The organism is Mesoterricola sp. MK458 (assembly GCF_055384935.1).
The window spans coordinates 431,033-449,098 of record NZ_AP045075.1 but is presented as its reverse complement, the minus strand read 5'-3'; the positions used below and the strand labels follow the sequence as shown (position 1 = coordinate 449,098).

The 18,066-nt window shown below is 70.3% G+C and carries 18 protein-coding genes; 4 read left to right on the top strand and 14 right to left on the bottom strand.

The features are described 5' to 3' along the window. From ACZ5LB_RS01925 to ACZ5LB_RS01865, 13 genes are all read right to left on the bottom strand, one after another. Positions 1–816 carry a helix-turn-helix domain-containing protein gene (locus ACZ5LB_RS01925; RefSeq protein WP_464604479.1) on the bottom strand — a complete coding sequence of 272 codons (816 nt, stop codon included), beginning with the start codon at positions 814–816 and terminating at the stop codon, positions 1–3. Further along, positions 813–1,751: an AAA family ATPase gene (locus ACZ5LB_RS01920; RefSeq protein WP_464604478.1), complete on the bottom strand. Its 939-nt coding sequence runs from the start codon at positions 1,749–1,751 to the stop codon at positions 813–815. The genes ACZ5LB_RS01925 and ACZ5LB_RS01920 overlap by 4 nt, the downstream gene beginning before the upstream one ends. After that, positions 1,751–2,962: a sigma-54-dependent transcriptional regulator gene (locus ACZ5LB_RS01915; protein WP_464604477.1), complete on the bottom strand. Its 1,212-nt coding sequence runs from the start codon at positions 2,960–2,962 to the stop codon at positions 1,751–1,753. The genes ACZ5LB_RS01920 and ACZ5LB_RS01915 overlap by 1 nt, the downstream gene beginning before the upstream one ends. Before the next feature lie 3 nt (positions 2,963–2,965). Next, positions 2,966–4,375: a type I 3-dehydroquinate dehydratase gene (locus ACZ5LB_RS01910; RefSeq protein WP_464604476.1), complete on the bottom strand. Its 1,410-nt coding sequence runs from the start codon at positions 4,373–4,375 to the stop codon at positions 2,966–2,968. Then, positions 4,327–5,109, bottom strand: a complete 783-nt coding sequence (gene mazG, locus ACZ5LB_RS01905) for a nucleoside triphosphate pyrophosphohydrolase (protein WP_464604475.1) — start codon at positions 5,107–5,109, stop codon at positions 4,327–4,329. The genes ACZ5LB_RS01910 and mazG overlap by 49 nt, the downstream gene beginning before the upstream one ends. A gap of 91 nt (positions 5,110–5,200) precedes the next feature. Beyond that, positions 5,201–6,601 (bottom strand): FAD-binding oxidoreductase, encoded by a 1,401-nt coding sequence (locus ACZ5LB_RS01900; RefSeq protein ID WP_464604474.1) that lies wholly within the window; start codon positions 6,599–6,601, stop codon positions 5,201–5,203. Beyond that, on the bottom strand, positions 6,602–7,615 hold the full coding sequence (locus ACZ5LB_RS01895) for a 2-oxoadipate dioxygenase/decarboxylase family protein (RefSeq protein WP_464604473.1): 1,014 nt from the start codon (positions 7,613–7,615) through the stop codon (positions 6,602–6,604). 72 nt (positions 7,616–7,687) lie between these two features. Beyond that, positions 7,688–9,607 carry an aconitase family protein gene (locus ACZ5LB_RS01890; protein WP_464604472.1) on the bottom strand — a complete coding sequence of 640 codons (1,920 nt, stop codon included), beginning with the start codon at positions 9,605–9,607 and terminating at the stop codon, positions 7,688–7,690. A 69-nt stretch (positions 9,608–9,676) separates the two neighbouring features. After that, complete coding sequence (locus ACZ5LB_RS01885) at positions 9,677–10,039, bottom strand: hypothetical protein (RefSeq protein WP_464604471.1); 363 nt, start codon at positions 10,037–10,039, stop codon at positions 9,677–9,679. Between the two features lie 52 nt (positions 10,040–10,091). Continuing rightward, on the bottom strand, positions 10,092–10,793 hold the full coding sequence (gene flgA, locus ACZ5LB_RS01880; RefSeq protein WP_464604470.1) for a flagellar basal body P-ring formation chaperone FlgA: 702 nt from the start codon (positions 10,791–10,793) through the stop codon (positions 10,092–10,094). Positions 10,794–10,795: 2 nt separating this feature from the next. Then, entirely contained in the window at positions 10,796–11,584 is a 789-nt protein-coding gene (flgG, locus tag ACZ5LB_RS01875; protein ID WP_464604469.1) for a flagellar basal-body rod protein FlgG, read from the bottom strand. Between the two features lie 25 nt (positions 11,585–11,609). Then, a complete protein-coding gene (locus ACZ5LB_RS01870; RefSeq protein WP_464604468.1) occupies positions 11,610–12,350 on the bottom strand; it encodes a flagellar hook-basal body protein in 741 nt (246 codons plus the stop codon). Between the two features lie 45 nt (positions 12,351–12,395). Further along, positions 12,396–12,824 carry a molybdenum cofactor biosynthesis protein MoaE gene (locus tag ACZ5LB_RS01865; RefSeq protein WP_464604467.1) on the bottom strand — a complete coding sequence of 143 codons (429 nt, stop codon included), beginning with the start codon at positions 12,822–12,824 and terminating at the stop codon, positions 12,396–12,398. Positions 12,825–12,873: 49 nt separating this feature from the next. On the opposite strand from ACZ5LB_RS01865, the gene lat reads away from it, so the two are divergent. Then, positions 12,874–14,238, top strand: a complete 1,365-nt coding sequence (gene lat / locus ACZ5LB_RS01860) for an L-lysine 6-transaminase (RefSeq protein ID WP_464604466.1) — start codon at positions 12,874–12,876, stop codon at positions 14,236–14,238. Next, a complete protein-coding gene (gene rnhA, locus ACZ5LB_RS01855; protein WP_464604465.1) occupies positions 14,238–14,681 on the top strand; it encodes a ribonuclease HI in 444 nt (147 codons plus the stop codon). Before lat ends, rnhA begins: the two co-directional genes overlap by 1 nt. Here rnhA and ACZ5LB_RS01850 read toward each other — a convergent pair whose 3' ends face one another. Continuing rightward, positions 14,682–15,152, bottom strand: a complete 471-nt coding sequence (locus tag ACZ5LB_RS01850) for a YqgE/AlgH family protein (protein ID WP_464604464.1) — start codon at positions 15,150–15,152, stop codon at positions 14,682–14,684. A gap of 70 nt (positions 15,153–15,222) precedes the next feature. On the opposite strand from ACZ5LB_RS01850, the gene ACZ5LB_RS01845 reads away from it, so the two are divergent. Together ACZ5LB_RS01845 and ACZ5LB_RS01840 are read left to right on the top strand one after the other, a co-directional pair. Next, positions 15,223–15,951 (top strand): hypothetical protein, encoded by a 729-nt coding sequence (locus tag ACZ5LB_RS01845; RefSeq protein ID WP_464604463.1) that lies wholly within the window; start codon positions 15,223–15,225, stop codon positions 15,949–15,951. Positions 15,952–16,039: 88 nt separating this feature from the next. Next, positions 16,040–18,043, top strand: coding sequence for a PAS domain-containing hybrid sensor histidine kinase/response regulator (locus tag ACZ5LB_RS01840; RefSeq protein WP_464604462.1), 2,004 nt, complete (start codon positions 16,040–16,042; stop codon positions 18,041–18,043). The last annotated feature ends 23 nt before the right edge of the window (positions 18,044–18,066 follow it).

Below are 18,066 nucleotides of genomic sequence, written 5' to 3'. Positions count from 1 at the left end.
TCATTCCCCTTCCTGGTCGGTCTCGGGAACCGTGGGCGGGTTCTTGCTCGCGGTGTCCTCGGGAACGATCCAATCCCCATTCTCGCCGAAATTCCCCGTCCACGGTTCGCCCACCGCGGTGCCGTGGCGGATCCTGCGGCCCGCCACGTCCACGACCACGACGCCACCGTTGTCCACGGTGATGGAGAAGGGCCCCTTCACCCGCAGGCGCCAGGGTTCGGAAACGCGCAGGCTGCGCTTCTGGGCGGGGGCGCCGCCGGCGGCGACGGTGACCTCGCAGGTGTCCTGGGCGCGCAGAGAGACCAGCACGCCCTCCTCGTTGACGGGCACCTCGGGCAGCACCTCGCCCACCACGGGAAAGGGCCCCTCGGGCTCCGCGGGCTTCCAGCGCGCGGGGCCGGCGCGTTCCACCGGCACCTCGGCCTGGTCCCGGGGCCTGCGCAGGTTGCGCCCGGGCACCACGAGCCAGAGCACCAGCAGCAGGGTGCCGGCGCTGAGAACGCCCATGAGGATCCGCTCCTGGTGCTCCCGGCGCGGGTCGGGAGGTTCCTGATCCACCGATCCGGGAACCTGGTTCCACTGTTCGGGAAAGGCTTCGGGATCCACGCCCAGGCGTTCGGCGATCTGGCGCGCGTAGGGCCGCTCCCGGCCCGGCGGGACGCGGTCCCAGGCCTCGGCCTCCACGGCCTCGAGGATCCGCACGCTGAGGTTCAGGTCGAAGGCCAGGGCATGCAGGGAGAGACCCTGGTCGATGCGCGCCTGCCGGAGGGCGTCGCCGATCCCCGAGGCGTGGGGCGCCCCCTCGGACCCGCTCACGGCTTCCAGCCCACGGGAACCTCGTCCAGCATGCGGCCCAGTTGCTCCCGCCGCTCGTCCCGGTTGAGACGGCGGTCGTCCATGGTCCCGCGGTGGGCCATGGCGTCGCCCAGGGTGGATTGGAGGTCGTCGGGCGTAATGAAGTCCCTGCCGTCGAGCCAGGCTTCCGCCCTGGAAAGCGCCACCCAGTGCCCCGCGGCCCGGGTGGAGCAGAACCCGCGGTTCTCGCGGATCCTCGCCACCACGCGCTCGGCATAGTCCAGCGCCCCGTCGGAGACCCGGACCCTGCGCACCCCGGCGCGGGCCCGGCGCCAGCCGTCCAGGTCCATGGCGGGTCCCAGGGATTCCAGGGTGTCCGAACCGGCCTCGCCCCGCAGCACCAGGCGCTCCGACACCGGGTCGGGATAGCCCAGGTGGAGGACGCAGGCGAAGCGGTCCATCTGGCTTTCCGGAAGGGGAAAGGTGCCGGAGGCGTCCATGGGGTTCTGGGTGGCGATCACGAAGAAGGGGTCGGGAAGCTTGTAGGTGGTGCGGTCCAGCGTCACCTGGCCTTCCACCATCACCTCCAGCAGGGCGCTCTGGGTCTTGGGGCCGATGCGGTTGAGTTCGTCCAGCAGGACGACGTTCGCGAAGATCGGCCCCTCCTGGAAGCGGAACGCCTGGCCCGCGGCCTCCCACAGGTGGATGCCCAGGAGGTCGGAGGGCAGGAGGTCGTTGGTCCCCTGCACGCGCTGGTAGGAGCCGCCCAGGAGCCGGCTGAGGCCCTTGGCCAGGGTGGTCTTGCCCACCCCGGGAAGGTCCTCCAGCAGGAGGTGCCCGCCCGAGAGCAGCACGGCCACGGACCGGCGCACCGGCCCGTCCTTGCCCACCACCACCCGGGAGAGGGCCCGCAGGCCCGCCCTCACGAGCTCCCTCGCGTCGTCAGGTCCGCTCATCAGTCGTCCTCCAGGGGAATGCCGTGTTCGCGCAAGGCCTTGGCGAGGGCCCGGGGTGTGAGGCCCAGCTCCCGCGCCAGGGCTGCCGGATCCGAGGCGCGGCCTTCCATGGCCCTGCGCAGCAGGGCCCCTTCGGCCGCATGGGACACGGCGCCCAGCATGGCTTCGAGGGTGCCGGGTTCCGGGAAGGGCAGCACCATGGCGCCGCCCCGCCGTGCGCCGTCGGGTGGCAGGGCCGCGAGCACCGAACCCGCGGTGCCCCCCAGGGCCTGGGTCAGGCCCCAGGTGAGCTGCCTCAGGTTTCCCGGCCACGCGCGCTGGAGGAGCTCCTTCTCCATGGCCCGCTCCACGATGGGCACGGGCCGGCCCTCGCGCCTGGCGTGCAGTTCCAGGAAGGTGCGGAATAGGGGAAGGATGTCCTCGCGGCGCTCGCGCAGGGGCGGCAACCGGAAGGTGAGCACGCCCATGCGCAGCCGCACGGCCTCGGGCAGCGCGTCGGGGCTTCCGCAGCCGCCCATCCACTGGACGCCCTGGCCTTCGGGGCCCTCCATGGCCGCGATGAGGGCGGGCGCGGACAGGCCCTCCAGGCCGGCCACGTAGACGCTGCCGCCCCTCAGAAGCGCCAGCTCCGCCGGCCCGGGGGCGCCCTGGGCGCCGTCCCACGCGAGGAAGGGAGCCTGGGGATGGCGCAGGGAGTGGAGCCGGCGCGCCGCCCGGGCCTTGCCGGTGCCGGGCTCGCCGTGGAAAAGCACCGGCTCGGCGGTGCCCGCGGCCTTCACCAGGCCCCGGTCCAGGATCGCCATGGCCGGAGAATGCACCACCCAGGGCTCCCGGGGGTCCGGGGGCGGGGCCATGCGCAGGCTGTGCAGGCGGTCCAGCACCGCGCCGAAGACGTCCAGGTCGAAGGGCTTGGGCAGGAAGTCGTCGGCGCCCCAGCGGATGGCCTCGACGATGTCCGAGGGCTCCCCGAAGGCGGACATGACCACGGCCCGCAGCGCGGGCTGGGCGCGCTTGGCGGCCTTGAGCAGCTCCAGCCCCGACATGGACGGCAGCCGGAGGTCCGTGACGAGGATGTCGAAGGGGGCCGCGCCCAGCGCCTGGAGCGCCTCCCGCGGGTCGGCCACCGCCGTCACCTCCCAGGGACCGGATGCCATGGCCTGCACCAGCATCCTGCGGAAGCTGTCCTTGTCCTCCACCAGCAGCACGCGCATGGTTCACCCCCCCCCGCAGCCGCGGACGAAGAGGTCGGACTGGGCCCGGGCCTGGCCCTCGAAGAGCGCGGCGCCGTCCACCACGCCCAGCCCCGCCTCCCGCGCCCAGGCGGCGAAGGCCGTGTCTTCCTTGTAGATCCATTCCACCGCCCACGTCGCGTGGGGGCGCGCGGCCTCCAGCAGGTCCGGGAAGGGCGCGGAATCGCCCGGGGCCATGCCCAGGGCCGTGGCCTGCACGATGCCCACGGGCGCGAAGGCTTCCACCTCCCGCGCGGTCGGCGCCCGCTTCCGGGAGGCCTGCAGCACGGGCCATCCTCGCGCTTCCAGCACGGCGCGGGTGGTGGCGGCGACGCCCCCGTCCCCCAGCAGGAGCACCGGTCCCCGGGCTAGGCCGGCCAGGGCCGCGTCCAGGGCCCCCGCATCGGTGTTGGCCCCCTCCCAGGGGTCGCCGGGGCCGCGGCGGTAGAGGGTGTTGAGGGGCGCGGCGAGCCCGGCCAGGGGCGGCAGGGTCGCCTTCAGGGGGGCGGTGAGGCTCGCGCCCAGCACCGGCAGGGCCTCCAAGGCCTCCAGCGCCTCCGCGGCGTCGCCGCATTCCAGGGGGAGGTACAGCAGGTCCTTGAAGGCGGCCTGGAAACGCGGGTTGTGGTAGGCCGGTCCCCGGGAGTGGAGCACGGGGCTGCCCAGCACGCCGCACAGGTGGTAGCCCGCGTGGAGCCGGTGGCACCGCCACGCCAGCATCCTGGACAAGGGCACCTGGCCCGGCGCCGCGGCGGGGGCGTCGTCGGCCGCGGCGAAGGTGAAGGCGCCCCCCCAGGCGAACTGCAGGCAGCGGCTGGGGATGCCCTTGGGCCCCATGAGGAAGGCGGACAGGATCACCTCGCGGTCCCTCGCCCAGGCCAGGGGGCCCTTGACCCGGGCGTTGTCGGCGAGGCGGGCCGCGCGGCCCACCCACTTGTAGGCGTCCCCCTCGGGAAGGTCCTGGAGGCGGTTCTCCAGGTCAAAGACGCCCTCGCCGGCGTGGACCGAACGCAGGAGCCGAAGATGGGAGCGCGCCTCCCGCAGCCGGGGGGGGATGGGCAGCTCCCATTCCAGGTCCAGCCACGCCGGTCGGCTCCCGGCGGCCTCCACGAGGCGCTCGATGCGGGAGGCCTCGTCCCCGTCCCAGGCGCCCCCGTCCTCCCGGCGCCGGCAGGTCACCAGGCACCTGCGCCCCAGGGCCTGCACCATGGCGTCGACCGGCACGTCCGGGTAGAGGTCCAGCCGCACTTCGGCCATGGCCTCGGGTGGAAGCCTCCGGCCGCAGGCCTCGGCGCCCTGCCAGTCGGGGTGGGTCAGGGTGACGAAATAGGGAGGCGGGAGGGCCATCAGGACGCCCCGGCTTCCTTCGGGGCAGCCTTCTTGGCCCGCTGCCACGCGGCCTCCAGGCCGTCCAGGTCCTGGGCCTCCCAGCCGCCGTTGGCCTCGGCGAAGTCCTCCACGGACCGGAAGCGCCCCTTGAAACGTTCCATCTGGCGCCGCAGGGCCCGGTCGGGATCCACGCCCTTCTTGCGGGCCCACTGCACGAGGCTGAAGAGCACGTCCCCGAACTCCGATTCCACGCGGTCCAGCTCGGTTTCCGCCTGCAGCTCGCCGATCTCCTCGCGCACCTTGTCCAGCACGCCTTCGAGGTCGGGCCACTCGAAACCGACCTTGGCGCAGCGCTTGCCGATCTCCATGGCCTCGTCCAGGGGGGAGAGGCTGGCGGCGATGCCAGCCAGCACGCGCTTGCGGGTCTCCTGGCCCCGGCCGGCCTTCTCGTCCTGCTTGATGGCGGCCCAGTTCACCAGGACCTCGGCGGCGTTGTCCACCTCCAACCCGGCGAAGACGTGGGGGTGCCTGCGCACCAGCTTTTCCACCACCATGGCTTCCACGTCGTGGAGGTCCCAGGCGCCGCGCTCCTCGGCCAGCCGCGCGTGGAAGGCCACCTGCAGCCACAGGTCGCCCAGCTCCTCGCAGAAATGGCGCTCCTTCTCGGGATCCCCCGGCACATGGGCCGCGAGGGCATCAAGCACCTCGGCCGCCTCCTCCCGCAGGAACCGCGCCAGCGATTGGTGGTCCTGCTCCAGGTCCCAGGGGCATCCCGTAACGGGGTTGCGGAGGGCTTGCATCACGGCACGGAGGGTGGTGGGCGTCATCCCTTAAAGGTACCAGAAATGCCGGAGGCCACGGAGGCGGCGAGGCTCCGGCGGCCGATAGGCCTCACCAGAGCCGGGTGATCCCCAGGAGGCCGGCCGGGTCGAAGTGGGCACGGAGCGCGGCCCCGGCGGCCTTGACGGCCGGGGGGGTGTAGAGGTCGTGGAAACGCTGGTTGTGCGGGCCCACGCCGTGCTCGGCGCTGTAGCTGCCCCCGTGCTCCAGGACGGCCAGGTCGTAGACCTTGCGCTGCACCAGGGGCACCAGCTCCGCGTAGGGGATGGGGCTGTCGGCCTCGCGCCAGACCAGGTTCAGGTGGGTACCGCCGTCGCCCCAGTGGCCGAAGTCGCAGACCCGCATGAAGGGATGGGTCTCGGCCAGCCACGCCTTCACGGCCTCCGTGAAGGCGGGAAGGCCGGACCGGGGCACGGCGATGTCGAAGGCGAGCACCTTCCCCTCGCCGCGCAGGCTCTCGGACACGTGGTGGCGGATGGCCCAGAACTCGGCGGGCTTGCCGAAACGCGCATCCAGCACGCCTTCGCCGTGGGCTTCCATGTGGGCTCCCAGGGCGTCCTCCAGGAGGGTGGCCAGGTCGAGGCTCCCCTCGGGCAGGGAGCTGGCCAGCTCCACCAGGGCCGTGTAGGGCGGCACCTCGTCGAAGGGGTTGCGAAGGGCCTCCTGGTGCCGGAACACGGCGGCCATGGCCTCCCCGGAGATGACCTCGTAGGCGGTGAACACCTCGAAGAGTTCGCGCTCGAGGCTGCGCAGGAGGTCCAGCACGGCCTCGCCCCCGGCCAACGCCACCAGGGCCACGGCCCGCTGGCGCGGCAGGGGCGCCACCTGCAGCACGGCGCCCGTGACCACGCCGTAGAGCCCGGTGGTGCCGGTGAAGAGCTGCTTGAAGTCCAGGCCCGTGTTGTTCTTCCGCAGGGCGGAAAGGGCGTCCACCACGGTGCCGTCGGCCAGCACCACCTCCACGCCCAGGAGGTTCCGGCGCACGTCGCCGTAGCGCAGGAGCCGGGTGCCCCCGGTGTTGGTGGCGATCATGCCCCCGATCTGGGGGTCGGCCCCCAGGTCCACCGGGAAGTGCAGGCCGTGGGGGGCCAGGGCCTCGTTGAGGGCGCTGAGGAGGACGCCGCCGTCCACCCGCACCGTGCGGTCCGTGGGATCGATCTCAAGGCGCCGGTTCAGGCGCTCCAGGCTCAGCACGGCCATTCCGCCTTGGGCGTCGGGCACCGAGGCGCCCACGAGGCCCGTGTTGGCCCCCTGCACGATGACGCGCAGCCCCTTGTCCCGGCAGTAGGTCATGAAGGCCGAGACCTCGGCGGTGGTGGAGGGCCGGGCGACGATCCGGGCCCTGCCCTTCCCGTACCGCCAGCCGTTTTCGTATTTCTCCAGTTCGGAAGGGTCGGTGAGCACCGCGCCCGGGCCCAGAAGGGCGGTGAGGTCGTCCATCAGCGCGTCCACTCAATAGCTCCCGGGTGCGGTCATCTTGAAAATGGCCTGGGCGTTCCCCGTGTCGAAGCCCAGATCCAGGCCGCCGCCCGGATGGGGCCTGCGGGTGATGAACTCGAAGAACGAGCCCGGCACCGTCTTCAGCACCAGGTGGCCCTCCAGGTCACGGAAGGCCCGCTCCACCGGATCGGCCTGGAAGGCGGTCTGCAGGACCCGGCCGCTGGCGGAGACCTCGACGGTGTCCTTCATGGCCCGGCCCAGCTCCTTCTGGGCCGCGGCCAGGGACTCCACGTCGGCGACGCGGTCCGTGGCGTGGTTGAAGGCGTTGCCCTCGGTGGCGATCCAGGCCATCTCCGCGCTCTCCTGGTAGAGGACCCGGTAGTCGGCGAGGCTGGGCGCCCCGTGCTGGCGGTCGAAGCACGCCACCAGGTCGGGCAGGAGGGCCCGGGCGTCCTCCAGGGCGAGGCTCCCCGTCCCGGCCAGCTCAGCCAGGAGCTCCAGGGCCCGGGGCGGCAGGGGATCCCGGGAGGTGGCCAGCACCCGGGCCACGGCGTCCCGGAAGGCGGGGCTGAAGCCCTCGGGGTGGAACTCACTCAGGAAGAACTGGGGGATGTCCTCCGGCAGGTCCTGGTGGCGGTAGGCGCGGCCGGTCATGGAGAGCCGGTCCAGGGGATAGACGTCGGCCAGGGCGTAGCCCAGGGGTTCCAGCACCCGCGTGATGGCGGCCTCCCCCGGGGGCAGCGGGCCGCTGGCGGCCAGGACCGTTCGCAGGGCGCCGTGGTCGAAGACCACCCTGCCCCCTCCGGCGGTCACGTCGAGCATGTACGCCCTCGCCGAAGGCACCCGCTCCTGCAGGTCCCGGAGCAGGACGAGGTTCATGGCGAAGGCCAGCTGGGCCCTGGAGACCCGCGGCTCCCGCGGCCCCATGAGGGCCTCCGGCACCGCCACGGAAGCCAGGATGTCCCCGGCGCGGCGGGCGCCCAGCAGGGCTTCCAGAAGGGTCCGCAGGTTGGTGTCTGCTTGCATCGATCGCTCCACAAAGATTCCACGAAGGGGCCCGCGCGGGCCCTGTCCTTTCTTCTTCGATGCCGGTCGCCCCTAGTGGGTTCCCGCCAGCGCGCCGAATCCGCAGATGGCGCCGCGCAGGGCGCTGGCCGCCACCGTGGCCGGACTCGCCAGCCACACCTTGCCGGGACCGCTGCGGCCGGGGTTGTTGCGGTTGATGGCGCTGATGGTGACCTGGTCGGCGCGGGTGGAGACGCCGGGGCCGGCATTGATGCAGGCTCCGCAGCCGGGCCCCAGGATGCGCGCGCCGGCCTCCTCGAAGGCGGCGAGCCAGCCCTGCGCCTCGGCGTGGGCCCTCACGTCCTCGCTGCCCAGCTGGATGAAGAACTGCACCCGCAGCGGCACCGTGAGGCCGCGGTCCAGGCCCCACCGCACCACGTCGTAGACCTTCTGCAGGTCGGCGCGCTTGGCGCCGGTGCAGCTGCCCACGTAGGCGATGTCCACCGGGATCTCCTCCTCCAGGGAATCCAGCGGCAGGCCGTTGCCCGCGAAGCCCGGCGAGGCCACCATGGGCACCACCTTTCCGCAGTCCACCACCAGGCGGCCCGCGTAGACGGCGGCGGGGTCGCTGGCCATCCAGGGTTCCAGGGCAATGCGGGCGCCCCTGCGTTCCTCCACGAACCGGACGGTTTCCGCGTCCGGGGCCATGACGCCCGCGAAGGCGCCGAAGTCGGCGGCCATGTTGGTGAGGGTGGCGCGTTCGTCGATCTGCAGGGCCCCGAGGGCCTCGCCCGCGTACTCGATGATGTGCCCGCGCACGTGGCCGTCCCGGAAGAAGGGCAGCGTCAGGAGGTGGAGCACCAGGTCCTTGGCGCAGACGCCGGGGCCGAGCTGGCCGTCCAGGCGCACCAGGATGGTGGGCGGCACGGTGATGCGCACGTCCCCGGTGACCCAGGCCGAGGCGATGTCCGCGGCCCCCACCCCGAAGGCCAGGGCGCCCAGGGCGCCGCTGTGGGAGGTGTGGGAGTCGGTGCCCACGATCACCTGCCCAGGCAGGGCGTACCGCTCGGCCATGAGCACGTGGCAGATGCCCTCGCACCCGCCCTCGGAGACGTCCCCGTGCAGGCGGATGGCGTTGGCGGCGCAGAACTCCTCCTGGAGTTTCTTGATGCGCCGGGCCACCTCCATGAGCCCGGGCTGGCCCTCGTCCTGGGTGTAGAACCGGCCCATGAACGTGAGGTGGTCGCGGAAGGCCAGGATGGAAGCGGGATCCGCGAAGGGGATCCCTTCGCCCAGGCCCTTGCGCAGCATGGCCACGGCCAGGGGTGTGACGGTCTCGTGGGAGAAGCGCCAGTCCGCCTTCACCAGGAGCCCGTCGCCGGGCGCCACCGAGGGCAGGCCCAGCCCGGCCCCGTCCCGGGCGGCCCGGGCCAGGATCTTCTCCCCGTAGGTCATGGGCGCGGGTTCCCGGCGCGTCACCGGGATCACCGCGGCCCCTTCCAGCCGGGCCCGGGTGAAGTCGAAGATCCCGCCCGCGGCCACGATCTCAGCGGTGAGCGGATCCAGTCCCTCGGTGAACGCGGCCATGGGAACGGCCTCGCCGCCGCGGATGCGGTCCACCAGGGTCATGTCCGTGGAGGTGAGCAGCCCGAGGGAGTGGCAGTAGAGGCGGTAGCCGGGGTCGAAGCTTTCCGCGATGACGATGCGGATGCCCGAAGCGCGCTCCGCGTAGGGACCGGCCTCGCGGGGGCTGCCGATGCCGTGGCGCTTCCCCGACACCGCCACCTCGAACCCGCCGCGGCGCACGAAGCCCTCGTGCACGGGAAACGCCCCGTCGCACAGGAGGCCCAGGTACGGGAAGTCCTCCAGCCGCTGGCCGAAGTAGTAGCACACCCAGCCCGGGGCGATCTCGTCCACTGACACGTAGTCCCGGAGGCGCACCTGTTCCAGGGGGAGGTCCTCCCCCTGGAACTGTTTCTGCAGACCGGTGGGGTCTCCGCACAGGAGAAGCACCCGACCCTTGGTCTTTACAGAATCCGTCCTCATGTCACAAGAATGCCACAGATGACGAGGTGATGGTTGCTATTTGCCTTCCTCTTCCTCGAGCTTGGCGGACAGTTCGTCCAGGTGCGCCAGGAGGCGCTGGGCGAAGGCCTCGTCCTCGAGAATGGAGAAGTCGTCGCCCTTGACCTCGAAGATCTCGATGGTCAGGTTGCTGTCGCCTTCGGCTTCCTCGCCGGCCTCGGAATAGGCCTGCACCTCGGCGAGGGGGGCCATGATGGCGAAGTGGCGGTCTTCGAAATCCACTTCCTCCAGGATGGCGAACTCCTCCTTTTCTCCGTTTTCGTCCTCGAGTTCGACTACCTCGATTTCATCGGCATGGTCCTCGTCGTGGCCGCAGCCGCACGCGTGATTGGGGTCTTTGTGATCATGGTCGTGGGCCATGGCGAGCTCCTGTCAAGGCTCCAGACTATTGTCTTTGGCCTTCCCCCGCCACCTATTTCGATCCGGCCCACCGGAGTCGCGCCTCGCCCGGGCCGGTGACCACCGCCTGGACCATCCTGCGGGTGGTGGGCATTTCCAGCCTAACCTTGTCCCCGGCAGCCCCGCTGGACCGCGCCACGGCATCCACGGTGATGGACAGGGCGCCGTCCACCAGGGCCAGGCGCACCGGTTCCCCGGCGTTGACCAGCGGAATGGCCTCCAGGTCCGTGCGCACCAGCACCTTCCCCTGGGTCACGGGTCCCCGCAGGCGGAACCCCTCGGGCATCTTGCGGAGCGCCCCCGCCGGCGGGACGCCTTCGAAGTCGAAGGTTTCGAGTTGGCCCGGCTCGGGCACGGCCCGGCGCGGCAGGGAGGTGCAGAAGCGCAGGAGCTGGCCCTTCCACAGGCCTTCCATGTCCACCCGCACCATGCCCAGGATCCGGCCCCCGGCCACGGCGTTGAAGGAGACGTAGAAGCGGCCTGCCAAGTCCGGGCGGCTCAGGTGGGCCGGCTCGAAGGCCAGGGGCCCCTTGGGGGACCTGGGCAGGATGGGCGTGTTGAGCACCCGGAAGGTGTAGGTCCCGTCCCGGCCCGCCACCTGGGCCTCGGCGTAGGCCAGGGCCTGGGCGTGGAGGCGGTCCCCTTCGGGAAGCGCATCGTCGGGGCCGGCCCCGAGGAGGGCGGCGCCCAGGAGGAACGCGGCCAGCAGGCGCATGGTTAGCGCTTGAGGCCAGCCACCAGCTGCAGCATGCTGTCGGCGGTCTGGATGGTCTTGGAATTGGCCTCGTAGGCGCGCTGGCCGATGATCATGTTCACCATCTCCTCGGCCATGTCCACGTTGGAGACCTCGAGGAAGTACTGCTGGATGGTGCCCAGCCCGGTCTGCCCGGGGGCGCCGTCGATGGCGTCACCGCTGGCCAGGGTGGGCTGGTAGAGGTTGTGGCCGAGGGCGTTGAGGCCGTTGGGATTGATGAAGTTGGAAAGGGTGATCTGGCCCACCTGCTGGGGGGTGGACTGGCCCGGCTGGGTCACGGAGACGGTGCCGTCGGTGGCGATGGTGACGCTGAGGGCGTCCTGGGGGATGGTCACCTGGGGATCCAGGGGGTTGCCGTTGGCGTTCACCACGTTGCCGTTCTGGTCCAGGCTGAAGGAGCCGTCCCGGGTGTAGGCGAAGGTGCCGTCGGGTTGGGTGATGCGGAAGAAGCCCGAACCCTCGATGGCCAGGTCGAACTGGCTGTTGGTGTTCTTGAGGCTGCCGGTGGTGAACTCCTTGACCATGGCCGCCAGGCGCGCCCCGTGGCCGATCTGGATGTTGCCCGGATAGGTCGTGGTGGTGGAGGTGTTGGTTCCGGCCGTGTTGATGGTCTGGTAGAGGAGATCCTGGAACTCCGCACGGGATTTCTTGAACCCGGTGGTGTTGATATTGGCCAGGTTGTTGGAGATCGTGTCCATGTTCGTCGTCTGGACGTTCATGCCGGCGGCGGCGGACCACATGGCTCTCATCATGGGAGACTCCTGATATCGAAAGGTTTCAGCGCGGGGCCACGTCGGAGATGCTGCGGCTGTCCATGTCGTTGGTGATGGTGGACGCCACCTTCATGCTCATTTCGAAAAGGCGGTTCAGGCGGATCATGTCGATCATGCAGGTGGCCATGTCCACGGAACTCTGTTCCAGCGACCCCTGCACCACCGTGGCCGTGGCGGCCTTGGGGGCGGCGCCGGCCGGGTCGAAGCGGTTGGAGCCCATGCGCTGGAGCGAATCCAGGCTGGCGAAGTCCCGCACCTCGATCTGGCCCCGGATCTCCGTTCCCTGCATGACGGTTCCGTCGGCCAGCACCGTGAAGGCGGGGTCGTTCACGTCCAGGGCGATGGGTTGGCCATTTTTGCCCAGCACCTGGGCCCCGTCCAGGGTCTGCAGCTGCCCGGTCTTGGAAAGGCCAAGCCGGCCGTCCCGGGTGGCCTGGTCCCCCGCGGGGGTCCGGACCATGAAGAACCCCGAGCCTTCCAGGGCCAGGTCCATGTTCCGCCCGGTGGTCTTGAGGGTCCCCTGGGAAAAATCCGTGCCGCGCGAGGCGAGGACGGTGCCGTCGTTCAGGAACCCGGAAAGGGGCAGCCCGGAGCCTTCGTTCACGGCCTTGTTGAACACCGCGAAGAAGCTCTTCTCCGGCTTGTAGCCGATGGTGGCGGAATTGGCCAGGTTGTTGGATACGGTGTCCAGCTGGAAGGAACGGGCCTTCAGGCTTCCGGCTGCGACATAGTATGCGGGATCCATGGGTGGGCACCTCTGACCGGGGACAGTGCAGAGGTCGTGCCAAATTCAGGCCCGCCGCTCGCCCTCCACCCAGGCCTTCTCCCCGTCGCGGTAGTTCTCGCGCTTCCAGATGGGCACCGACGCCTTGATGGCGTCCATGATCCAGGCCACGGCCTCGAAGGCCTCCTTGCGATGCCCGGAGGCGACGCCCACGATCACGGCGGCCTCCATCAGGGGCACCTCCCCGACGCGGTGGTGGATGGCGCAGCGGATCAGCGAGAACCGGGCCATGGCCTCGTCCCGGATGCGGGCGAGCTCCGCCAGGGCCATGGGGGTGTACGCCTCGTAGGCCAGGAGCTCGACGCTCCGGCCCTGGTGGTTGTCCCGGGCACAGCCCTCGAAGACCACCACGGCGCCCGCGCCCGGATCCAGCATGGCCTCGCGGACCCGGGCCGCGTCCAGGACGGCATATGTGACTTCGATCGTACTATCCAATGGTGTCCCCCGGGACCCCATGGTAGTCTGGCTCATCACCGAGGCCACCATGAAAAAATCGCAGCATTCGCATGTAATGCCGTCCGAGGTCTTCGACGTTCTCGGCCGCCACCTCCTCGTGGACGGGTTCCACATGGTCATGGATCTGGAGAAATCCCAGGGGTCCTGGATCGTGGACGCCCGCGACGGCAAGAAATACCTCGATTTCTATACCTTTTTCGCCACCGCGCCCCTGGGCCACAACCATCCCCGCCTGCGGGACGCGGCCTTCCAGGCCGAGCTGGGCTCCATCGCGGTGAACAAGCCCGCCAACTCGGACATCTACACCACCGCCTACGCGGACTGGGTGGAGACCTTCGCCGCCAAGGCCGCACCGTCCTACCTGCCCCACCTGTTCTGGATCGACGGCGGCGCCCTGGCCGTGGAGAACGCCCTCAAGGCGGCCTTCGACTGGAAGGTGCGCAAGAACCTCGAAAAGGGCCTTCCCGAGAAGGGCTCCAAGGTCATCCACTTCAAGGAGGCCTTCCACGGGCGCTCGGGCTACACGCTCAGCCTCACCAACACCGCCGACCCGAGAAAGTACCAGTACTTCCCCAAGTTCGACTGGCCCCGCATCTCCAATCCCAAGATCACCTTCCCCCTGGACGCCGAGAACCTGGCCCGGGTCGAGCAGCTGGAAAAGGTCGCCCTGGCGGAGATCGAGGCCGTGATCGCCGAGGACCCCGCCGAGATCGCGTGCCTGATCATCGAGCCCATCCAGGGCGAGGGCGGCGACAACCACTTCCGCACCGAGTTCCTGCAGGCCCTGCGCGACCTCGCCGACCGCAACGAATTCCTGCTCATCTTCGACGAGGTCCAGACGGGCTTCGGCGCCACCGGCAAGTGGTGGGCCCACCAGCACCACGGCGTGCGCCCCGACATCCTCGCCTTCGGCAAGAAGACCCAGTGCTGCGGCATCGCAGCCAGCGCCCGCCTGGACGAGGTGGAGAGCGTGTTCCAGGTGCCCAGCCGCATCAACAGCACCTGGGGTGGCAACCTCGTGGACATGGTCCGCGGCACCCGCATCATCGACGTCATGGTCGAGGAGAAGCTGGTCGAGCACTGCGCCGCGCAGGGTGAAAGGCTTCTCAAGGGCCTGCAGGAGATCCACGCGGAATTCCCCGAGTTCACCAGCAACCCCCGCGGCAAGGGCCTTTTCTGCGCCCTGGACATGGCCAACCCCGCCCTGCGCACCGCCACGGTGGCCAAGGCCCAGGACCTGGGCATGATCATCCTCTCCACCGGCCACAACGGCCTCCGGTTCCGGCCGGCCCTGAACCTCGCCACCGAGGACCTGGACCTGGGCGTGGAGCTGCTGCGCAAGAGCATCCTGCTCGCCGTGGACGCCGCCCGCCCCTACCTGGCGCAGGTCTGATGCAGGTCGAACTCTACTGCGACGGCGCCTGTCTCGGAAACCCCGGCCCCGGCGGCTGGGGTTTCCTGCTTCGCGTCAGGACCGCCGAAGGTGCCCGGGAGCGCGAAGGCTCCGGCGCCCAGGCCGGGACCACCAACAACCAGATGGAACTCACCGCCGCCATCGAGGGCCTGAAGCTCCTCACCCGGCCCTGCTCCGTGGCGCTCTACAGCGACAGCCAATACGTGGTCAAGGGCATCCAGTCCTGGATCAAGGGCTGGAAGGCCAAGGGCTGGCGCAAGGCCGACGGCAAGCCCGTGCTCAACCTCGAGCTGTGGAAGGAACTGGACGCCCTCTGCCTGAAACACCGGGTGGACCCCCACTGGGTCAAGGGCCACGCCGGGCACCCCGAGAACGAGCGGGTCGACCAGCTCGCCTCCGAGGCGGCCAAAAGCATAACCTAGTCAGCCCGTGATGGACTGGATCGCCTGGGACCAAAGCTCCTGGGGATCCTCCGGCATGAGCCATTCGGGGTTCAGCGGCACGCGCACCCAGGCCCCTTCCTGGATCTCCTGGTCCAACTGCCCGGCACCCCAGCCCGCATACCCCAGGAATAGGCGGAAGGTGGCGATGGGCTCCACCAGCAGGGACTCCAGGAGGTCCTTGCGGTAGCTGATGAAGTCCGTGAAGTCCAGGACCGTGTCGTCGGCTTCGGGCAGGCCGCCGCGCACCAGGATGATGCCCCGCTGCGGATCCACCGGACCGCCGCGCCAGGCGGTGGCGTCCTCGTCCCCCGCGAAGGCCAGGCGGCTCTCGTGGCAGATCTGGCTCAGGGTCACGGGCAGCGGGCGGTTGAGGATCACGCCCATGCCCCCGGCCTCGTCGTGCTCCACCAGGAGCACCACCGAGTGCAGGAAGTTGGGGTCCAGGAGCATTGGACTCGCCACAAGCAGACATGGGGCCAGTTGACTCATGCCCAAGATCATAACGCGCTACTCTCAGGGAATGGTCAAGTCACCCCGCTCCGATCTCGCCAGCTTTTCCGAAGGGCTCGGCTTCCTCTCCCGCCGTCCCCTCGCCGTCCTGGCCCTCGCCGCCCTGGGCATGGTCCTGGCGGCCCTGCCACCGCTGCTCCAGATCAAGGTGGGCCTGCCCGACGACGACCCGGTCCGGTTCGTCCTCACCTTCGTATGCCTGGTGCCCCTGGAGATGTACTTCATCCCCCGCTTCCTGGCTGAGGCCGACGCCGCCCGGGGCGACCGGGCCCTGAACCCCGTGGCGGGCTGGGAGCGGCTCTTCGAGACGCGCTGGGTGGCGGCCATGGCCGCCCGGCTCTTCCTGTACGCGGGGGTGTTCCTGGGGATGGTCCTGCTCGTCCTGCCCGGCCTCATGGTCCTTTTCGCCTTCGGGTGGGCGCCCATGCGGGTCCTCCTGCGGGGTGAGCCGATGCCCGTGGCCGCCCGGGGCAGCCTGAGGATGATGGTGCGCGCCTGGCGCCGGGTGATGCTGGTGGTGCTGGCCCTGGCGGCCCTCTACCTCCTCTACATGGCCGCCCTCGCCCTGGCCCTGACGCCCATGGGCGAAGCCCCCACCCCCTGGGTGCGCCTGACGCACCCCGGCATGTGGCTGGGCAATTTCCTGGGCACCCTGCTCAACCTGTGGACCAGCGCGACGGTCCTGGCGCTGTTCCGGCGGGTGGAAGGGTTCGCGGCCGAGAACCCGCCAAGTAATTAACCGTTGATTCAACGGCCCATAGCTGCTTTTTGACATTGAATCCGGGTCGCAGGGGGCCATACTCCTGGCAACGCCCCCCGGATGCCCCATGCGGAAACCCCCCACGAAGCCCTCCCCCGCCCAAAGGGCCGAACTCGAGATGCAGGAGCGGTTCCAGCTCCTCATCGACCAGGTCAAGGACTACGCCATCTTCATGCTGGACCCCGAAGGACGGGTGACCACCTGGAACCAGGGGGCCCATAGGCTCAAGGGCTACGAGGCCGCCGAGATCCTGGGGCGAAACTTCGCCTGCTTCTACGAGCCCGGGGACGTGGCCGCGGGGCTCCCCGCCCAGGAGCTGGCGCTGGCCAAGGCATACGGCACCAGCCAGCAGGAGGGGTGGCGCCTGCGCAAGGACGGCACCCGCTTCATGGCCAACACGGTGATAACCGCCCTCCGGGACCCCGGCGGGGAACTCAGGGGCTTCGTCAAGGTCGCCCGGGACGTCACGATGCAGAAGGACGCCGAGGCGCGCATGGCGGCCTTCGCCCGGGAGCTGGAGGACACCGTCGCGGCCACCACGCGCGAGCTCCAGGAAAGCGAGGTGCGCCTCCAGGCCTTCGTGCGCCACGCCACGGCGGCCATCGCCTTCAAGGGCGCCGACGGCCGGTACCTCCTCCTCAACCCCGCCATGGAAGCCCTCCTGGCCTTGCCGGCGGAACGGATCCTCGGCAGGACCGACCCGGAGCTCCTGCCCGCGCCCCGGGGCGAGGAGATCGCCGCGCTGGACCGCAAGATCCTGGGGGCCGCCCAGCCCGTGGAGGTGGAGGAGCGCTGGATCCACGCGGACGGGTCCGCCCACGACTACCTTTCCCAGAAATTCCCCCTGGTGGACGCCCAGGGGCGCAACTGGGGCATCGGGGTCATCAGCACCGACATCACGGAGCGCAAGCTGGCCGAGCAGGCCCGGCTCCAGAGCCAGAAGCTGGAGTCCCTGGGCGTCCTTTCCGGTGGCATCGCCCACGACTTCAACAACCTCCTGGGCGCCATCCTGGGCAACCTGGGCCTGGCCCAGATGGAGATCAATCCCGCCGCGTCCGCCGCCGCCCGCCTCAAGACCATCGAGAGCCTCGTGGTCAAGGCCACCAACCTCACCCGGCAGATGCTGGCCTACTCGGGCCGGGGCACCTTCGAGATCAAGCCGCTCCTCCTCAACGCCCTCGTGGAGGAAATGACCCACCTGCTCTCCATCTCCATCTCCAAGAAGGTCGCCATCCGCTACAGCCTGGACCGGACCCTCCCCCCCATCGAGGCCGACGCGAGCCAGCTCCAGCAGGTGGTGATGAACCTGGTGATCAACGCCTCCGACGCCATCGGGGACAACCCCGGGACGATCACCGTCCGCACCGGCGTCATGAGCGCGGACGCCGATTACCTGGAGCGCACCTTCCAGAGCCAGCCCATGAAGCCGGGCACCTTCGTGACCCTGGAGGTGGCCGACGACGGCGCCGGCATGAGCCCCGAGACCATGAAGCGGATCTTCGAGCCCTTCTTCACCACCAAGTTCTCGGGCCGCGGCCTGGGCCTCTCGGCCATCCAGGGCATCATCAAGGGCCACGGCGGCGGCATCCGGGTCTACAGCGAACCGGGCCGGGGCACCACCTTCAAGCTCCTCTTCCCCGCCACCGGCGCCGCCGCCGGCCCCCACGCGGCCCAGGAGTCCCCCCAGGCCTACCGCGGCGCCGGCACCATCCTGGTGGTGGACGACGAGGAGAGCATCCGCTCCATGGCCGCGGGCATCCTCGCCCAGATGGGCTTCGACGCCCTGCTCGCCGCCGACGGCATGGAGGCCCTGGTGCTCTACGAGACCCACAAGGCCGACATCCGCCTGATCATCATGGACCTGACGATGCCCCACATGGACGGCGCCGAGGCCTTCGCCGCCCTGCGCGCACGGGGGCACACGACCCCCGTGGTGCTCAGCAGCGGCTTCAACGAGTCGGAGGCCGTGAACCGGTTCAAGGGCGAGGGCTTGGCGGGGTTCCTGCAGAAGCCCTACCGGGTGCAGTCCTTCATCCAGGCGGTGAAGGCCGCGCTGGAGGGGCCGGCCTGATTGCCGGCGGGTTGGGACCGCGC

What these genes read in the sequence shown, in the direction of transcription:
- flgA (WP_464604470.1), bottom strand. Translation starts at nt 10,793, where the DNA reads ATGCGCCTGCTGGCCGCGTTCCTCCTGGGCGCCGCCCTCCTCGGGGCC.
- ACZ5LB_RS01915 (WP_464604477.1), bottom strand. Translation starts at nt 2,962, where the DNA reads ATGCGCGTGCTGCTGGTGGAGGACAAGGACAGCTTCCGCAGGATGCTG.
- mazG (WP_464604475.1), bottom strand. Translation starts at nt 5,109, where the DNA reads ATGCAAGCCCTCCGCAACCCCGTTACGGGATGCCCCTGGGACCTGGAG.
- rnhA (WP_464604465.1), top strand. Translation starts at nt 14,238, where the DNA reads ATGCAGGTCGAACTCTACTGCGACGGCGCCTGTCTCGGAAACCCCGGC.
- ACZ5LB_RS01845 (WP_464604463.1), top strand. Translation starts at nt 15,223, where the DNA reads ATGGTCAAGTCACCCCGCTCCGATCTCGCCAGCTTTTCCGAAGGGCTC.
- ACZ5LB_RS01885 (WP_464604471.1), bottom strand. Translation starts at nt 10,039, where the DNA reads ATGGCCCACGACCATGATCACAAAGACCCCAATCACGCGTGCGGCTGC.
- ACZ5LB_RS01920 (WP_464604478.1), bottom strand. Translation starts at nt 1,751, where the DNA reads ATGAGCGGACCTGACGACGCGAGGGAGCTCGTGAGGGCGGGCCTGCGG.
- ACZ5LB_RS01850 (WP_464604464.1), bottom strand. Translation starts at nt 15,152, where the DNA reads ATGCTCCTGGACCCCAACTTCCTGCACTCGGTGGTGCTCCTGGTGGAG.
- ACZ5LB_RS01870 (WP_464604468.1), bottom strand. Translation starts at nt 12,350, where the DNA reads ATGGATCCCGCATACTATGTCGCAGCCGGAAGCCTGAAGGCCCGTTCC.
- ACZ5LB_RS01895 (WP_464604473.1), bottom strand. Translation starts at nt 7,615, where the DNA reads ATGCAAGCAGACACCAACCTGCGGACCCTTCTGGAAGCCCTGCTGGGC.
- flgG (WP_464604469.1), bottom strand. Translation starts at nt 11,584, where the DNA reads ATGATGAGAGCCATGTGGTCCGCCGCCGCCGGCATGAACGTCCAGACG.
- ACZ5LB_RS01840 (WP_464604462.1), top strand. Translation starts at nt 16,040, where the DNA reads ATGCGGAAACCCCCCACGAAGCCCTCCCCCGCCCAAAGGGCCGAACTC.
- lat (WP_464604466.1), top strand. Translation starts at nt 12,874, where the DNA reads ATGAAAAAATCGCAGCATTCGCATGTAATGCCGTCCGAGGTCTTCGAC.